This window comes from Micromonospora sp. NPDC005979 (assembly GCF_040614415.1).
In the GTDB taxonomy this organism is placed as follows: Bacteria; Actinomycetota; Actinomycetes; order Mycobacteriales; family Micromonosporaceae; genus Micromonospora.
On the sequence record NZ_JBEXUR010000011.1, the window covers coordinates 147,964 to 163,229 of the forward strand.

At 71.8% G+C, this 15,266-nt stretch carries 14 protein-coding genes; 4 read left to right on the forward strand and 10 right to left on the reverse strand.

The genetic code is table 11. The annotated features are described in order from the left end of the window. Positions 1-11: 11 nt before the first annotated feature. The 5 genes from ABZ272_RS19785 to ABZ272_RS19805 all read right to left on the reverse strand — a co-directional run bounded on the left by ABZ272_RS19785 (position 12) and on the right by ABZ272_RS19805 (position 4,303). Complete coding sequence (locus tag ABZ272_RS19785; protein WP_355051496.1) at positions 12-1,328, reverse strand: helix-turn-helix domain-containing protein; 1,317 nt, start codon at positions 1,326-1,328, stop codon at positions 12-14. Beyond that, positions 1,325-2,164: a septum formation family protein gene (locus ABZ272_RS19790; protein ID WP_355051403.1), complete on the reverse strand. Its 840-nt coding sequence runs from the start codon at positions 2,162-2,164 to the stop codon at positions 1,325-1,327. Before ABZ272_RS19790 ends, ABZ272_RS19785 begins: the two co-directional genes overlap by 4 nt. Positions 2,165-2,264: 100 nt before the next feature. Then, positions 2,265-2,921 carry a response regulator transcription factor gene (locus ABZ272_RS19795; protein WP_355051497.1) on the reverse strand — a complete coding sequence of 219 codons (657 nt, stop codon included), beginning with the start codon at positions 2,919-2,921 and terminating at the stop codon, positions 2,265-2,267. Positions 2,922-2,923: 2 nt separating this feature from the next. Next, positions 2,924-4,111, reverse strand: coding sequence for a histidine kinase (locus tag ABZ272_RS19800; protein ID WP_355051404.1), 1,188 nt, complete (start codon positions 4,109-4,111; stop codon positions 2,924-2,926). 12 nt (positions 4,112-4,123) lie between these two features. Then, positions 4,124-4,303 (reverse strand): hypothetical protein, encoded by a 180-nt coding sequence (locus ABZ272_RS19805; protein WP_355051405.1) that lies wholly within the window; start codon positions 4,301-4,303, stop codon positions 4,124-4,126. Here ABZ272_RS19805 and ABZ272_RS19810 point away from each other — a divergent pair. Both ABZ272_RS19810 and ABZ272_RS19815 read left to right on the forward strand, forming a co-directional pair. Continuing rightward, positions 4,302-4,841 (forward strand): hypothetical protein, encoded by a 540-nt coding sequence (locus ABZ272_RS19810; protein ID WP_355051406.1) that lies wholly within the window; start codon positions 4,302-4,304, stop codon positions 4,839-4,841. The two genes, ABZ272_RS19805 and ABZ272_RS19810, sit on opposite strands and share 2 nt — an antisense overlap. Before the next feature lie 104 nt (positions 4,842-4,945). Next, positions 4,946-5,269 carry a hypothetical protein gene (locus tag ABZ272_RS19815; protein ID WP_355051407.1) on the forward strand — a complete coding sequence of 108 codons (324 nt, stop codon included), beginning with the start codon at positions 4,946-4,948 and terminating at the stop codon, positions 5,267-5,269. 55 nt (positions 5,270-5,324) lie between these two features. Here the strand turns inward: ABZ272_RS19815 and ABZ272_RS19820 are convergent, their stop codons facing one another. Continuing rightward, the gene (locus ABZ272_RS19820; RefSeq protein ID WP_355051408.1) at positions 5,325-5,975 is read right to left on the reverse strand and encodes a hypothetical protein; all 651 of its coding nucleotides are present in this window, start codon (positions 5,973-5,975) and stop codon (positions 5,325-5,327) included. A gap of 238 nt (positions 5,976-6,213) precedes the next feature. Here ABZ272_RS19820 and ABZ272_RS19825 point away from each other — a divergent pair, with 238 nt between their 5' ends. Then, positions 6,214-6,894 (forward strand): copper resistance protein CopC, encoded by a 681-nt coding sequence (locus ABZ272_RS19825; RefSeq protein WP_355051409.1) that lies wholly within the window; start codon positions 6,214-6,216, stop codon positions 6,892-6,894. Between the two features lie 538 nt (positions 6,895-7,432). On the opposite strand, the gene gltX is transcribed toward ABZ272_RS19825, so the two are convergent. The 3 genes from gltX to ABZ272_RS19840 form a co-directional block, all read right to left on the reverse strand. Continuing rightward, complete coding sequence (gene gltX / locus ABZ272_RS19830; RefSeq protein ID WP_355051410.1) at positions 7,433-8,842, reverse strand: glutamate--tRNA ligase; 1,410 nt, start codon at positions 8,840-8,842, stop codon at positions 7,433-7,435. A gap of 86 nt (positions 8,843-8,928) precedes the next feature. After that, positions 8,929-10,206: an MFS transporter gene (locus ABZ272_RS19835; protein WP_355051411.1), complete on the reverse strand. Its 1,278-nt coding sequence runs from the start codon at positions 10,204-10,206 to the stop codon at positions 8,929-8,931. Continuing rightward, positions 10,203-11,552 carry a GH1 family beta-glucosidase gene (locus ABZ272_RS19840; protein WP_355051412.1) on the reverse strand — a complete coding sequence of 450 codons (1,350 nt, stop codon included), beginning with the start codon at positions 11,550-11,552 and terminating at the stop codon, positions 10,203-10,205. Before ABZ272_RS19840 ends, ABZ272_RS19835 begins: the two co-directional genes overlap by 4 nt. 188 nt (positions 11,553-11,740) lie before the next feature. Here ABZ272_RS19840 and ABZ272_RS19845 point away from each other — a divergent pair, with 188 nt between their 5' ends. Beyond that, positions 11,741-12,184, forward strand: a complete 444-nt coding sequence (locus ABZ272_RS19845) for an SRPBCC family protein (RefSeq protein WP_355051413.1) — start codon at positions 11,741-11,743, stop codon at positions 12,182-12,184. A gap of 264 nt (positions 12,185-12,448) precedes the next feature. On the opposite strand, the gene aceE is transcribed toward ABZ272_RS19845, so the two are convergent. Continuing rightward, positions 12,449-15,187 carry a pyruvate dehydrogenase (acetyl-transferring), homodimeric type gene (aceE, locus tag ABZ272_RS19850; protein WP_355051414.1) on the reverse strand — a complete coding sequence of 913 codons (2,739 nt, stop codon included), beginning with the start codon at positions 15,185-15,187 and terminating at the stop codon, positions 12,449-12,451. Between the last annotated feature and the right edge of the window lie 79 nt (positions 15,188-15,266).

Sequence of the window (15,266 nt, forward strand, 5' to 3'; positions counted from 1 at the left end):
TTGGAGGTTTCTTACAAAGATCGGCGGGGATCATCGCTGGTTTGGGCGGATTTCCGGGCGGCCGGGGTCAATGTCTGGGTCGGGACCGCCGAGGCCGCCGGGACCACCGGGTCCAGCCGACCGACAGTCAACGCCACCTGGAGGGCGAACGCGTCCCGGGGCGACAGCGGCGAGAAACCGGTCACCTCGGCGATGCGGCGCAACCGGTACCGCACCGTGTTCGGGTGGACGAACAGCGCCCGCGCCGCGCTCTCCAGCGTGCCACCGGCGGCCAGGAACGCGTCCAGGGTCTCCAGCAACTCGCCACCGGCGCGGACCAACGTCGCGTACACGTCGTGACGCAGCCGCCGGCGGGCCTCCGCGTCCCCGGCGAGGGCCCGCTCCGGCAACAGGTCGGCGGCCGCGACCGGCCGGGGGGCGCTCGGCCAGGCCGGCGCCGCCCGGAAGCCGGACAGCGCCGACCGCGCCGACTCCGTCGCCTCGTCCAGACTGGGTACGGCCGGACCGACCACCACCGGGCCGTCACCGAACGCGTCCAGCAGCTTCGCGGTGGCGCTCAGCGGGTCCGCCGCGCCACCCAGCACGATCACCAACCGGTCGCCGTGCACCCCGCCGATGACCTCGACACCGATCCGCCGCGCCAACCGGTACACCACGTGCAGCACGGCGGAGACCTCCCCGCCCGGGGAGTGGCCGACCGCCACCGCGACCGGCGGTGCGTCCGCCCAGCCCAGCGCGGCGGCCCGGCTCGCCAGGACGTCCGGCGAGTCACCCCGCAGCAGCGCGTCGACCAGCAGCGCCTGCAACCGGGCGTCCCACGCGCCGCGCGACTCGGCGGCCCGCGCGTACACCCGGGCAGCGGCGAACGCGATCTCCCGGGAGAAGCGGAGCACCGCCTCGCGCAGCAACTGCTCCTCGCCCTCGGCGGCGAGCTGTGACACCTGTTCCTCGACGACGTCGATGGTCACCTTGATCAGCGCCACGGTCTGCTGGAGGGTGATCGACCGGGCCAGCGCCTGCGGCGCCGCGTCGAACACGTCGTCGGAGACCTCCTGCGTGCTGTCCGCCGTGCCGCCGCCCTCGCGCAGCCACTGCACCAGCGAGCGGGCGCCCGCCTGGGCCACCAGCATCACCCAGGAGCGCTGGTCGGCCGGCAGGGCCCGGAACCACGGCAGCGTCTCGTCCATCCGGGCCACGCTGGCAGTGGCCAACGCTCCCGCCGAACGCTCGATCCGGCGCAGCGTGGCCGCCAGCTCCCCACCCTCGGCCGTGCTCACCGCTCTAGCCTGACACGTCGTGAGCAGGCCACGAACGCCGGCACCGGTCAGCGGGCCGCCAGGCCGGTATTCCTGAGGGACCGGTCGAGCTGCCGGTTCGGGCTGTGCAGGAAGCAGATGGCGCTGAGTCGGCCCGCGAGCCATTCCGGCTCACTCTCCAGGACGTACGCCAACACCTCCAGCCGGCCCTTCAGGGCGGCCTCTGGCGCACCGACGTACCGGGCAACCGTCGATCGGCATCCCGCCTGCATGACCTCCTCGGTGAGCTCCTCCACCTCCGGGCCGGCCGGCCAGATGCCGGCGAACTCGGTGCCGTGCGGTCCGGTGCAGGAGGCCGGCGGCAGGTCGACCAGGTCGTCGGCGTTCTCCTCGGGCGCGGTGAAGCACGTCAGCCGCAGCGGTGAGTCACCCGTCAGACCGGCCCGCAGGCTGTTCGCCCGAGGGTTCGGCACCCACCGGTCCAGCGCGAGCATCTCCACCAGGTCACAGCGGTACCACCGTTCGCCCGCCTGCCAACGCGCCGTCGACGGGGTCAGCGTCCGCATCGCCACTCGTGACTCGCGCCACTCCCCGCCCAGGAAGCGGGCCGCCTCGCTGTCGCAGGCATCGTGGAGACGCCACATCGCCTCGGTGTCCGCTGCCGGAGGCGCCGACGCGACACCATCCGTGCCACGGATGACGCCCACCAGGAACGTCTCCGCCTCGTGCTTGGAGGAGCAGGGGATCGGCGTGTACGTCTCGGGGCTGCGATCGTCCGAGGCGGTGGCATGGCACACTCCCGACGCGGGAGCGAAGGTCGAGGTCGACTTCCCGGCGGGACTGCCGTCACAGCCGCCCACCCCCACGGTCAGCGCCATCAGGACCGTCGTCCCCCACAGCCGTCGCATGTCGTCTCCGTTCGGGACAGCCATCATCGGTACCACTGGCCCGCAGCGTACGAGAGCCGGGCCGCCCCGCGTTGTCCCTAGTGGATCTTCCGGCCCGGAGTTACGGGGGTGTCGGCAGGCCCAGCTCCTGGGCCAGGATCGCGGCCTGCACCCGGCTGCGCAGGTCCAGCTTCGCCAGGATGCGACTCACGTGGGTCTTGGTGGTGCTCTCCGCCAGCACCAGCCGGTCGGCGATCTGTTGATTGGACAGGCCGAGTCCGAGACAGGCCAGCACGTCGCGTTCGCGCGGTGTCAACGTGTCCAGGGCGGCCCGGGTGGCGGTCGACGCGCCCGGAGCGGTGGCGGCGAAGGCGGTGATCAACCGGCGGGTCACCGCGGGGGCGATGAAGCCGTCGCCGCGCGCCACGGTTCGTACCGCCGCGACCAGCCCCGCGGCGTCGGTGTCCTTGAGCAGGAAACCGGCCGCGCCGGCGCGCAGCGCGCCGAAGACGTACTCGTCCCGGTCGAAGGTTGTCAGCACCAGCACGTCGGCGAGCCGGTCGGCGACGATCGCCCTGGTCGCGGCGATGCCGTCGAGGCGTGGCATCCGCACGTCCAGCACCGCCACGTCGGGGCGTACCTCCCGGCACAGCCGTACCGCCTCGTCGCCGTCGGCCGCCTCGCCGACGACCTCGATGCCCGGCGAGCCGGCCAGGATCAGGACCAGGCCCGCCCGTACCGCCGGCTGGTCGTCCGCGAGCACCACCCGTACCGGCACGGTCACCGCCCCGCTCCGGTGGGGAGCGCGGCCTGGACCTGCCAGCGGCCGTCCCGCGGCCCGGCGGTGAACCGTCCGGCCAGCAGCGCCGCCCGCTCCCGCATCCCGATCAGCCCGGCCCCGGCGCCCGTCAGCCCCGCCCCCTCCGGACGTACCGGGTTCTCCACGGTCAGCACCACCTCCGCCGGGCCGTACGCGATCGTCAGTTCCGCCTCGCCGGTGCCGTGCTTGAGGGCGTTGGTCAGCGACTCCTGGACGATCCGGTACGCGGCGAGATCCACCCCCACCGGCAGCGGACCCGGCGTGCCGTCGGTGCGGAACCGCACCGCGAGGCCGGCCGCGCGGATGCGCTCGATCAACCCGTCGGCCTCGGCGAGCCGCGCCGTGACCGCCTCCGTGCCCACCCCGCCCTGTTCGCCACCATCCGGCTCCCGCAGCAGTTCGATCATCTGCCGCATCTCGGCCAGACCCTGCACGCTGCTCTCCCGGATCACCCGCAACGCGGACTGCACCTGGCCGCGTTCCAGGCTCGGCACGGACAGCACGGCGGTGGCGTGGATGGCCACCGCGCTGAGGTGGTTGGCGACCACGTCGTGCAGTTCCCGGGCCATCCGGGCCCGCTCGGCGCTGACCGCCTGCCGACGGTCCAACTCGACCAGCCGGGCGGTCTGCTCGGCCCGCGTCCGCTCGGCGGCGGCCTGGTCGCGGTACTGCCGCACGCTGATCCCGGTCAACACCGGCAGCAGCCCGGCCAGCACCACCGGCACCCCGACGGCGGCCCCGCGCCACTGCCCGAAGCCGAGTACTCCGGCCGCCGCCCCGATCACGCTCAGCGTCACGGTGATCCCCAGCAGCCACCGCCAGAGCCGGGGCGGACCGTACACGCAGGCGTCGTAGAGGACCTGTGTGTAGACCACCACCGTGCCCAGCGAGTTACCGAGAGCCGTGTCCACCACCAGCGCGACGGTGCCCACCGCCAGACTGGCGCGGGGCGCCACCCGGCGCAGGCCGACCGCCACACACACCGCCAGCAGGGGCCCCAGGAACAGGGCGGGCGGCACGTCCGGGTGCGGGACGATCTGCGGCTGCATGCCCAGGCCGTAGAGCACCAGGCCACCGGCCAGCGACGCGCCGGCCAGCGTGAGGTCCCGGCCGGGCGTACCGGAGCCGAGCCACGGTGGCGGTCGCATGCCCCGATCCCATCACAACCGGCGGCCCTCCGACTCCGACCGGGGGAGGAGCCCGGTCGCTCCGACATGCGCCGAAAGGGGTACGCCGGACGGTCGGTCCATCGAAGGGAGGACCCGGATCTCGTCTCCGGTGTCGAGGTCCGGGCCCTGCCGGTAGGCGACGCTGGTGGCGTCGACGGGGGAGGCCGCCATGGTGGTCGCGGTGATCATCGCTTGTGAGATCGCGTTCTGGGTGCTGATCGGTGCCGGGCTGATCGCCCGGTATCCGCTGCGCCGGCCACGGGTCGGTGCGGTGCTGCTGCTCTGCGTACCCCTTGTCGATCTGGCGCTGCTCGCCGCGTCGGTGATCGACCTGCGGCGCGGTGCCACCGCCGACTTCGGCCACGGCCTCGCCGCCGTCTACCTCGGCTTCTCGGTGGCCTTTGGGCATTCGATGGTGCGGTGGGCGGACCAGCGCTTCGCCCACCGGTTCGCCGGTGGCCCGCCGCCCGTGCGCCCTCCCCGCCACGGCTGGGCCCGCGCCCGGCACGAGTGGCGGGAGTGGGCCAAGGCACTCCTCGGCTGGGCCGTCGCGTGCGGCCTGCTCGGCGCGGCGATTCTCTGGGTGAACGATGCGGAAAGAACCCGTGAACTGGGCAACTGGATCCGCAGCCTGACCACCGTGATCCTCATCTGGCTGGTCGCCTTCCCGGTCTGGGCGACCCTCTTCCCCGGTCGCCCGAAGCGCTGACCCCGGGGTACGCCGTGCACAGGCCGTCGGTCCCGGCCAGTACGGTGACAGGGCACGTACGGGGGCAGCACCTGCGCGTGAGTGCGAGCGTGAGGAGACCGGGGATGGCGCACGGGGAGGCCGAGCACGGCTGCGCCCAGGGCGAGCCCTGCCGCCTGGGGCACCACGACCCGCAGCTGGCCGGCAAGCCTCGCCGGCCGGTCGGCCCGGCGGCGGCGCACCCGAGCGAGGCGCCCGCCGGGCGGCCGGAGGAGGAGATCCCACGCCAGCGGGCCGCCGAGCCGGTGGCCCTGGGCGAGCCGGAGTCGGGCGACCCCGCTGGTTGCCTCAGTGAACTTCCTGGATGGGCGGGCGCCCACCGGCACGGCCCGGTCCGGCCACGTCAGCGGGGCACTCGGCGGGAGCGCCCGCCACGCCGCTGGTGCTGACCCCCCGAGGGCCGAGCGCTATGGCCCGCTGAACCGGCGTCTTCCGGCGGTCGTGTCAGCGGGTCCGGCGGCGGATCAGCAGGGCGATCCCGGCGAGGCCGACCGTGATGGTCAGCATCACCCCGACGTTGAGCAGCAGCAGTCGCTGCAACTCACCGAGCGCTTCGTCGATGTCCCGCACCGGATCCATCGTGTCCTCCGGCAGCACCCGCTCGCCGCCGCCCACGCCGCCACTGACCGTGTCGAACTGCCGCTCCAGCGGCACCCCGGCGGTGCGCAGCGTCTCGGACATGCTGAGCCGGCCCAGGAACCAGCCGGCGTTGGTTCGGCGACCGTCCGGCTGTTTGGCCGGGCGATAGACGCGCGGGCCGCCGGCCGCCTTGGGGTAGAGGTCGAAGGTCTGCTTCGGGGTCTCCCCGGCCAACACCACAACCGTGTACTTCGGACCGAGGTCGGCCGCCTTGGGGCCGGTCGGCATACCGGTGCGACCGAAGAAGTTGACCTGGTCGATGACCGCGAGGACGTGCGCGGGCTGGGTCTCAGACCGTAGCCGCAGAGGCTCGGTGAGCCCTTCGCCGGTGACGTCCACACCGGCGGGCGCAGGCTTGGGCGCCGCGCTCGCCGGGTTGGCGACGCCGAGCACCAGCACTGCCGCAGCCAGCGTGCCCGCCAGCACGGCGAGCCACCGCCTCATCTGTCGGACCATCCCGCCTCCTCGCCCCGTTCGATGGATGGCTTCGCCGTGACGTCCGGGTCGGTCGGCCGGTGACGGCACCGACCGGGTCGGTCCCACTCTCACAGACTCCGCAGAACGTCGATGGATTGCAGCTTGTGGAACAGTATTTGGAACTATCTGCGATCTCTGCTCGACTAACGAGGAGCTGTTTGATCAGCGGGCGGATCGTACCCTTACGGAGGGGTTCATGGGGGGCAGGGTTACACGGATGGCACGGCTCGTGCCAGTGGTACTCGGCGTGGCGTTCGGTGTGTCGTTACTGGCCCCGGCGACGCCAGCCGTCGCGCACAACTCGCTGACCGGCAGCGATCCGCGCGACGGTGCCCGGGTGGCCACCGTGCCCACCCGGATCGAGCTTCGTTTCCTGGCCAAGCCACCGCCGGCTACGACGAAGATCACAATAACCGGACCGGACAATGTGGTCGCCGGCGGGCGGCCCACGTTCGACGGCACCAGGGTGCGCGTGCCGTTCACGCCCGCCGCGGCGGGGCTCTACATCGTCGCCTACCAGTTGCCGTCGACCGACGGCCACCCGATCAAGGGCGAGGTGCGGTTCACCCTCACCACCGGCACGGCCGCCGACCCGTCCGCCAGCCCCGCAGTCCCCGGCTCGTCCGGTAGCCCCGCAGCCCCCGGCCCGTCCGGTAGCCCCGCAGCCCCCGGCCCGTCCGGTAGCCCTTCAGCGGCCGACAGCGGCCCGTCAGCGCCCGGCTCGCCCACGGCATCCCCGGCCGGACCCGTGTCACCGCCGGCCGACACCGTGTCCGCCGTGCCGACCGCCGAGGAACAATCCGACTCCGGTGTCCGCTGGTGGCCCTGGGCACTCGGCGGCGCGGTACTGCTAGCCACCCTGACAGTCACCCTGCTGCTCCGCCGCCGATCCCGCTAACTGCCCCGGGCCCCCGCCCCCGCCACCCCCCCCACGCCCCGACGCCCCGGCCCGGGGCCCCGCCCTCGGGGCCCCGCCCTCGGGGCCCCGACCGCGCCGATCTTGCACTTCCTGCGGCGACGTAACGGGCATCCAACCCCATACCGACAACCGAAACTGCAAGATCGGCGCGGCGGCGTGCGACGGCAGGGCCTGGCTCGGCGACAGCCGCTCCACCCCGGCGCCGATCTTGCGCTTTCTGTGGCGACATAGCCCGCGTCCCACTCATTTCGCCAGCCGAAACTGCAAGATCGGCGTAGCGGGGAGCGCAGACGCGACACCGCCTAAAGCGAGCCGACCCCTCGCCGCCCCGTCCTCCGCGCCGCCGCGGCGCCGCCGCCGGCCCGCTCAGTCTGGGCCGATCATGGACTTGTGGTGGGGGCGAAGTCGTCATAAAGGTGCCCAACCCGGCACCACAACTCCATGATCGGCAGGGCAGGGCCGGGGCAGAGGCAGAGGCAGGGCCGGGGCAGAGGCAGAGGCAGGGGCAGAGGCAGAGTTAGGCGAGGCGGAGGCGGGTTGCGCGCATTCTGGTCAGGGTGCGCTCGCGGCCTAGTACCTCGAGGGACTCGAACAGCGGCAGGCCCACGGTGCGGCCGGTGACCGCGACTCGTACGGGCGCCTGGGTCTTGCCGAGCTTGAGGCCGCGCTCGGCGCCGACGGCCTCCAGAGTCGACTTCAGCGACTCGGCGTCCCAGGACTCCAGCGCCTCGAAGGCCGCGACGGCGGCGTCCAGCAGATCGCCCGAGCCGTCCTTCATCGCCTTCGTCCAGGCGGCCTCGTCGATCGTGGGCGAGGCCAGGAAGAGGAAGTCGACGTTCGGCACGATCTCGCTGAGCACCGCGATCCGGGTCTGGGCCAGCGGTGCCACGGCGGCGAACGCGTCGGCGTCGTACTCGTCGGGCTGCCACGGCGGCGGCGCGATGGTCCCGGTGCCGGTCAGCCACGGCTGGCAGGCGTCGACGAAGTCGGCCACCGGCAGCGCGCGGATGTACTCGCCGTTGAACGCGCGCAGCTTCTTCTCGTCGAAGAACGCGGGGGAGGGGTTGACCTCCTCCAGGCGGAACTCGTCCTCGATGACCGACCAGGGCACGATCTCCCGGTCGCCCGAGGGCGCCCAGCCGAGCAGCATGAGGTAGTTGCGCATCGCGCCGGCGAGGTAGCCCTCGTCGCGGTACGCCTCCAGGGCGACCTTGTCGCGGCGCTTGGAGAGCTTCTGCCGCTTCTCGTTGACGACCACCGGCACGTGCGCCCAGACCGGCGGCTTGACCCCGAGGGCGTCCCACAGGAGCTGCTGCTTGGGCGTGTTGGGCAGGTGCTCCTCGGCGCGGATCACGTGGGTGATGCCCATGGTCATGTCGTCCACGACGTTGGCCAGTAGGAACACCGGCGAGCCGTCGCCCCGGGCGATGACGAAGTCCTCGATGAGCTTGTTCTCGAAGGTGGGCTCGCCGCGGATCAGGTCGACGACCACGGTCGTGCCCTCGTCGGGCGTACGGAAGCGCAGCGCGTGGCCCGGCCCCGGCCCGAGGCCACGGTCGCGGTGGTAGCCGTCGTAGCCCTGGTACTGCGAGCCGGTGCGGGCCTGTACGTCCTCGCGGGTGCAGTCGCAGTAGTAGGCGCGGCCCGACTCGTAGAGCCGGGTGGCGGCGGCCCGGTGCTCGCCGGCGTTCTCGGACTGGAAGTACGGCCCCTCGTAGCTGCCCCGGGAGATGCCGATCCAGTCCAGCGCGGAGAGGATGCCCTCGGTCCATTCGGGCTTGTTGCGCGCCGCGTCCGTGTCCTCGATGCGCAGCACGAACACCCCGCCCTGCTGCTTGGCGTAGATCCAGTTCTGCAGCGCCGAGCGGGCGCCGCCGACGTGGAACATACCGGTCGGGGAGGGGGCGAAGCGCACACGTACCGTCACGTCCTCCAGCCTACGGCGGCGGACAACCGAGTGAGGAAGGGCCCCTTGCTATCGCCTGGTGTTGTAAAGGTGCCCTTCCTTTCACCTCAGGCGACCGAGCGGATCTTGACGACGAGGGCGCTGCCCACCACGGTGACCACGGCGGTGACCGCGTAGAGCGTCGGATAGCCGCCCAGGTGGACCACGAGCGGGGCGGAGAGCGCCGGACCGAGCACCTGCGGCGCCGAGTTGGCGATGTTGATCACGCCGAGGTCCTTGGCCCGGTCGGTGGCGCGTGGCAGCACCTGCGTGATCAACGCGGCGTCCACCGAGAGGTAGACGCCGTAGCCGGCGCCGAGCAGCAGCGCGGCGACGATCGCCATCGGCCAGGTGGGCGCGACGGCGAGCAAAAGCGCCGCCACCGCCATGATCAGGCCGGAGACGATCACGTAGATCTTGCGCCGCCCGGAGCGGTCGGACAGCCGGCCGGAGACCACGGCGGTCAGCATCATGCCGAGCGTGTAGAGCAGGATCAGCACCAGCAGGCCGCCCTCGGGGTCGGGATAGTGCACCCCGTCGGTGAGGAAGTACAGCAGGTATAGGGTGCCGAGCGCGTTGCCGAGCTGGACCAGGAACCGGGTGATCCACGCCCAGGCGAAGTCCGGGTGCCGGCGCGGGCTGATCCACATCGAGGCGAACAGCGTGCGGACGCGCAGTGCCGGGCGGTTCGCGCGGGGCAGCGGGTCGTCGGGGGTGAGCAGCGCGAACGGCAGCGAGAGCAGCAGGATGGCCACCGCGATGGCCAGGTAGCCGGCGGCGTTCCCGGTGACCACGGCGGTGACCAGCACCGCCCCGAGGACCAGCCCGAGCGCCTGCGGGATGCCCACCCAGCCCGAGACGCCGCCGCGCTGGGTCACCGGCACCCGGTCCGGGATGGCGGCGGTGAGGCTGGCCAGCATCGCGTTGAAGCACGCCTGCGCGGCGACCCAGCCGACGGCGACCCCGAGGATCGTCCGCTGCTGGGCCAGCAGCACCAGCGCCGCCGCGCCGAGCACCGCGCCGCCGGCGGTCCAGACGTGCCGGCGACCGAACTCCCGACCGCCGATCCGCAGGCAGGTCCGGTCGGACAGCGCGCCCGCCAGGGGGTTGGCCAGCACCGCCGCCAACGCGCCCAGGCCGGTGACCACGGCCAGCATGGTCTCCTTGTCGCCGGGCGCGATCCGCTCGATCTGCTGTGGCAGCAGCACCTGGATGGGGGTGAAGAACGCCATCCACACGCCCAGGTTGGCGGCGAAGACCAGGCCGATCCAGCCGCGCCGCACCGGCACCGTCGGCTCGGCGAGCGCCGCCGGCAGCGCCGCCGCCGTCGGGTCCACGGTGGTCACCGCGCCGACCCCGGCGCGCTGCCCGCGATCAGGTCCCGCAGCCAGGTGTACGACGACTTCGGCGTACGCCTCTGCGTGGCGTAGTCGACGTGCACCAGACCGAAGCGCTTGGTGAACCCCTCGGCCCACTCCCAGTTGTCCAGCAGCGACCAGACGAAGTACCCGCGGACGTCCACCCCGTCGTCGATGGCGGCCCGGACCGCCCGCAGGTGCCCGTCGAGGTACGCGATCCGTTCCGGGTCCGCCACCTGCCCGTGCGCGTCCGGCTCGTCGTCGTACGCGCAGCCGCCCTCGGTGATCTCGATGGGCGGCAGCGCGTCGCCGTACGTGTCCCGCAGCCAGCGAAGCAGCTCGTGCAGCCCGTCCGGGGCGACCGGCCAGTCGAAGGCGGTACGCGGGTAACCGTCCAGCGGCACCAGGTCGAACGGCAGCGGCGAGCCCTCCTCGGCTGCCCGTACCCCGGTGGGGTTGTAGTAGTTGACCCCGAGCACGTCGATGGGCGCGGCGATGGTGTCCAGGTCGCCGGCGCGGACGACGGTCGGGTCGAGGCCGGGCAGGTCGGGGTACCCGCGTCCGAGCAGGGGGTCGGTGAAGAGCCGGTTGTGCAACGTCTCGTACGCGGCCCCGGCGGCCCGGTCGGCGTCGCTGTCGCCGAGCACCCGCACCGGCGAGTAGTTGTTGGCGATCGCGACCGGGCTGGTGGTGTGCGCCCGCAGCGCCTGTACCGCGAGCCCGTGGCCGAGCAGTTGGTGGTGGGCGACCGGAAACGCGTCGAAGAGCAGCATCTGGCCGGGGGCGTGCACGCCCATGCCGTAGCCGAGGCTCATCTGGATGAACGGCTCGTTGAGGGTGATCCAGAGCCGGACGCGGTCGCCGAGGCGGGCTGCGGTCCGCTCGGCGTACTCGGCGAAGTGGGCTGGGGTGTCGCGGCGCAGCCAGCCGCCGGCGTCTTCGAGGGGTTGCGGAAGGTCCCAGTGGTACAGGGTGGCCACCGGGTCGATCCCGGCGGCCAGCAGGTCGTCGACCAGTCGGTCGTAGAAGTCCAGGCCGGCGGCGTTGGTCGCGCCGCTGCCGTCCGGCTGCACGCGGGGCCAGGCGATCGAGAACCGGTACGCCCCGACGCCCAACCCGGCCATCAGCGCCACGTCCTCGGCGTACCGGTGGTAGTGGTCGCAGGCGGCCGCGCCGCTGCTGCCGTCGCTGATCCGGCCCGGCTCGCGGGCGAAGGTGTCCCAGATGGACGTTCCGCGTCCGTCGGCCGTGGTGGCCCCCTCGATCTGGTGGGCCGAGGTGGAGACGCCCCAGCGGAAGCCGTCGGGGAACTCGGGCATCGGTGCGGTCGACATGCGCCCTCCCGGTGAACGTGAAACGTGTTCGGGACTCTAGGACGCCGTCGATGAATGCGCCATAGGCCGGGCTGGCGTAATCCGCAATGGTTAATCGGCGTGTCTTTTTCCGAACCCGTCCAGGTAAGTCCGATTTGACGCATAGAGTGCCGATATCGTGGGATGTCCTCACTGGAGGCAAGACGGAAATGATCCTCGTGGAACGTAGTGCGCACGTGGCGGCGCCGATGGAAGTGGTCTGGGACGTCGTGCAGCGGGCCGAGCAGTTGCCGGCCTGGCTGGCGGGGGTTCGCGCGGCCGAAGTGCTCTCGGGGGAGGGCTTCGGGCGGCGACAACTGGTCCAGGCGGGGCGCTCGGCGCATGAGGCCGAGGTGATCGCCTATCAGGAGCCGACGCTGATCGGCTGGCGGGAGCGGGCCAAGGGGGCCGGTGCCCGTGCGGAGGCGCGCACCGAAATCTACGTCCAGCTCACCGAGGACGAGGAGGAGGGCGGGACGGTCGTGCGGCTCATCGTGGTCCGCTGGCCGGCCGGCCCCGTCAAGGCGGCTCTGCTGCGCCTGGGCCTGCGCCGGGTCGGCGCCGACCTGGAGGACTCGTTGGCCCGGCTCACCGACCTGGCCGCCGTCGGCTGACCATCCGTCCTTCCGGCGTCACCCGCCCCGGCGGTGGCCCGGCGTCCCCACCAGGAACGTCGGCCCACCGCCGCCGCATCCCCGCCGCCCCCGAGGAGCCGGGTCGATCATGAACTTGTGGTGCCCGGAACGAGGCGACTTCACCGCTTCGTCCCCCACCACAACTCCATGATCGACGCAGTGAAGGGCGGGGCGGGGTCCGGGGTGGGGATAACGGGGAAGGGCCCGGCGCGACGCGCCGGGCCCTTCTCTGGTAGTGCGGGTTTAGCTGTCGCCGCCGGTCTCGCCTACCGGGGCGGCGTTGACGTCGTCGATCGCGTACTTCTTGGCGGCCTCGGCCGGCACGGTGGCCTCGACCGCGCCGCTGCGGGCGAGCTGCCGCAGCGTGGCGACCACGATCGACTCGGCGTCGACGTGGAAGTGCCGCCGCAGCGCGTGCCGGGTGTCCGACATCCCGAAGCCGTCGGTGCCGAGCGACGTGTAGTCGCCGGGTACCCAGCGGGCGATCAGGTCCGGTACGGCACGCATCCAGTCGCTGACCGCAACCTTCGGCCCGTCCGCGTCGGCCAGCTTTTGCGCGATGTACGGCACCTTGGCCTCGGCGCCCGGGTTGAGCAGGTTGTACTCCTCGGTCTCCACCGCGTCGCGGCGCAGCTCGGTCCAGGAGGTCACCGACCAGACGTCGGCGGCCACGCCCCAGTCCTGGGCGAGCAACTGCTGGGCCTTGAGCGCCCACTGCATGCCCGTGCCGGAGGCGAGGACGTTGGCCTTCGGGCCGTCGACCTGCGGCGCCGGCGAGTAGCGGTAGATGCCCTTGAGCAGTCCCTCGACGTCCACGCCCTCCGGCTCGGCCGGCTGCAGGATCGGCTCGTTGTAGACCGTCAGGTAGTAGAAGACGTTCTCCTGCGCGTCCCCGTACATGCGGTGCAGGCCGTTCTCCATGATGTGCGCGATCTCGAAGGAGAACGCCGGGTCGTACGCGACCACCGCCGGGTTGGTGGCGGCGATCAGCATCGAGTGCCCGTCCTCGTGCTGCAGGCCCTCACCGTTGAGCGTGGTGCGCCCGGCGGTCGCGCCGAGCAGGAAGCCCCGCGCCATCTGGTCGGCCGCGGCCCACAGCCCGTCGGCGGTCCGCTGGAACCCGAACATCGAGTAGAAGATGTACATCGGGATCATCGGCTCGTCGTGGGTGGCGTACGCCGAGCCCGCGGCGGTGAACGAGGCGACCGAGCCGGCCTCGTTGATGCCCTCGTGCAGGATCTGCCCGGTGGTCGACTCCTTGTACGACAGGAACAGCTCCCGGTCGACAGAGGTGTACCGCTGACCGTGCGGGGAGTAGATCTTCGCGGTCGGGAAGATCGAGTCGAGACCGAAGGTGCGTGCCTCGTCCGGGATGATCGGCACCCAGCGCTTGCCGAACTCCTTGTCCTTCATGATGTCCTTGAGCAGGCGGACGAAGGCCATCGTGGTGGCCACCTTCTGCTTGCCCGAGCCGCGCTTGACGTCGGCGAACCGCTCCGGACCGGGGATGGTCAGCCGCTTGGTGCTGGTCCGCCGGGTCGGCAGGTAGCCGCCGAGCTGCTCGCGGCGCTCCTTCAGGTACGCCAGCTCCTCGGACTTCTCGCCCGGGTGGTAGTACGGCGGCAGGTAGGGGTTGTCCTCCAGCGCCTTGTCCGGGATGTCCAGGTAGAGCCGGTCGCGGAAGGTCTTCAGGTCCTCCAGCGTCAGCTTCTTCATCTGGTGCGTGGCGTTGCGGCCCTCGAAGTGCGAGCCGAGCGTCCAGCCCTTGATCGTCTTGGCCAGGATGACCGTCGGCTGACCGGTGTGCTCGGTGGCCGCCTTGTAGGCCGCGTAGAGCTTGCGGTAGTCGTGCCCACCCCGCTTGAGGTTCCAGATCTCGTCGTCGCTCAGCAGATCGACCATCTTGCGGGTACGCGGGTCACGGCCGAAGAAGTGCTCCCGCACGTACGCGCCGGACTCCGCCTTGTAGGTCTGGTAGTCGCCGTCGGTCGTGGTGTTCATGAGGTTGACCAGCGCGCCGTCGGTGTCCGCGGCGAGCAGCGGGTCCCACTCGCGGCCCCAGACCACCTTGATGACGTTCCAGCCGGCCCCCCGGAAGAACGCCTCCAGCTCCTGCATGACCTTGCCGTTGCCCCGGACCGGGCCGTCCAGCCGCTGCAGGTTGCAGTTGATCACGAAGGTGAGGTTGTCCAGCTCCTCGCGGGCGGCCACACCGATCGCGCCCAGCGTCTCCGGCTCGTCCATCTCGCCGTCGCCGAGGAACGCCCACACGTGCTGCTGCGAGGTGTCCTTGATGCCGCGGTGCTGGAGGTACCGGTTGAACCGCGCCTGGTAGATCGCGTTCAGACCGCCGAGACCCATCGAGACGGTGGGGAACTCCCAGAAGTCCGGCATGAGCCGCGGGTGCGGGTACGACGGGAGACCGCCGCCCGGGTGCGACAGCTCCTGGCGGAACCCGTCGAGCTCGTGCTCGTTGAGCCGCCCCTCCAGGAACGCCCGCGCGTACATGCCGGGCGAGGCGTGACCCTGGTAGAAGATCTGGTCGCCGCCGCCCGGGTGGTTCTTGCCCCGGAAGAAGTGGTTGAAGCCCACCTCGTAGAGCGACGCCGAGCTGGCGAAGGTGGAGATGTGCCCGCCGACGCCGATCTCCGGGCGCTGCGCCCGGTGCACCAGCATCGCGGCGTTCCACCGCACGTACGCCCGGATGCGCCGCTCGACGTGCTCGTCTCCCGGGAACCACGGCTCGCGCTCGGACGGGATGGTGTTGATGTAGTCGGTGGTGGTCAGGGGCGGAACCCCGACCTGGCGCTCACGGGCCCGCTCCAGCAGGCGCAGCATGACGTAGCGGGCGCGTTTGGCTCCCCGCTCGTCGATGACACCGTCAAGCGACTCGACCCATTCGCTGGTCTCTTCAGGGTCGATGTCCGGAAGCTGGCTCGGTAGGCCGTCGCTGATCACCGGGCGCTTGCGTTCCGTAGCCACAGGCGTTCCCTCGGTTGTGTGTGGGATAGGTCTCTAGCGCCATCCTGCCCCCTGGTGGCACCCGTCGTCACGTCTAGGT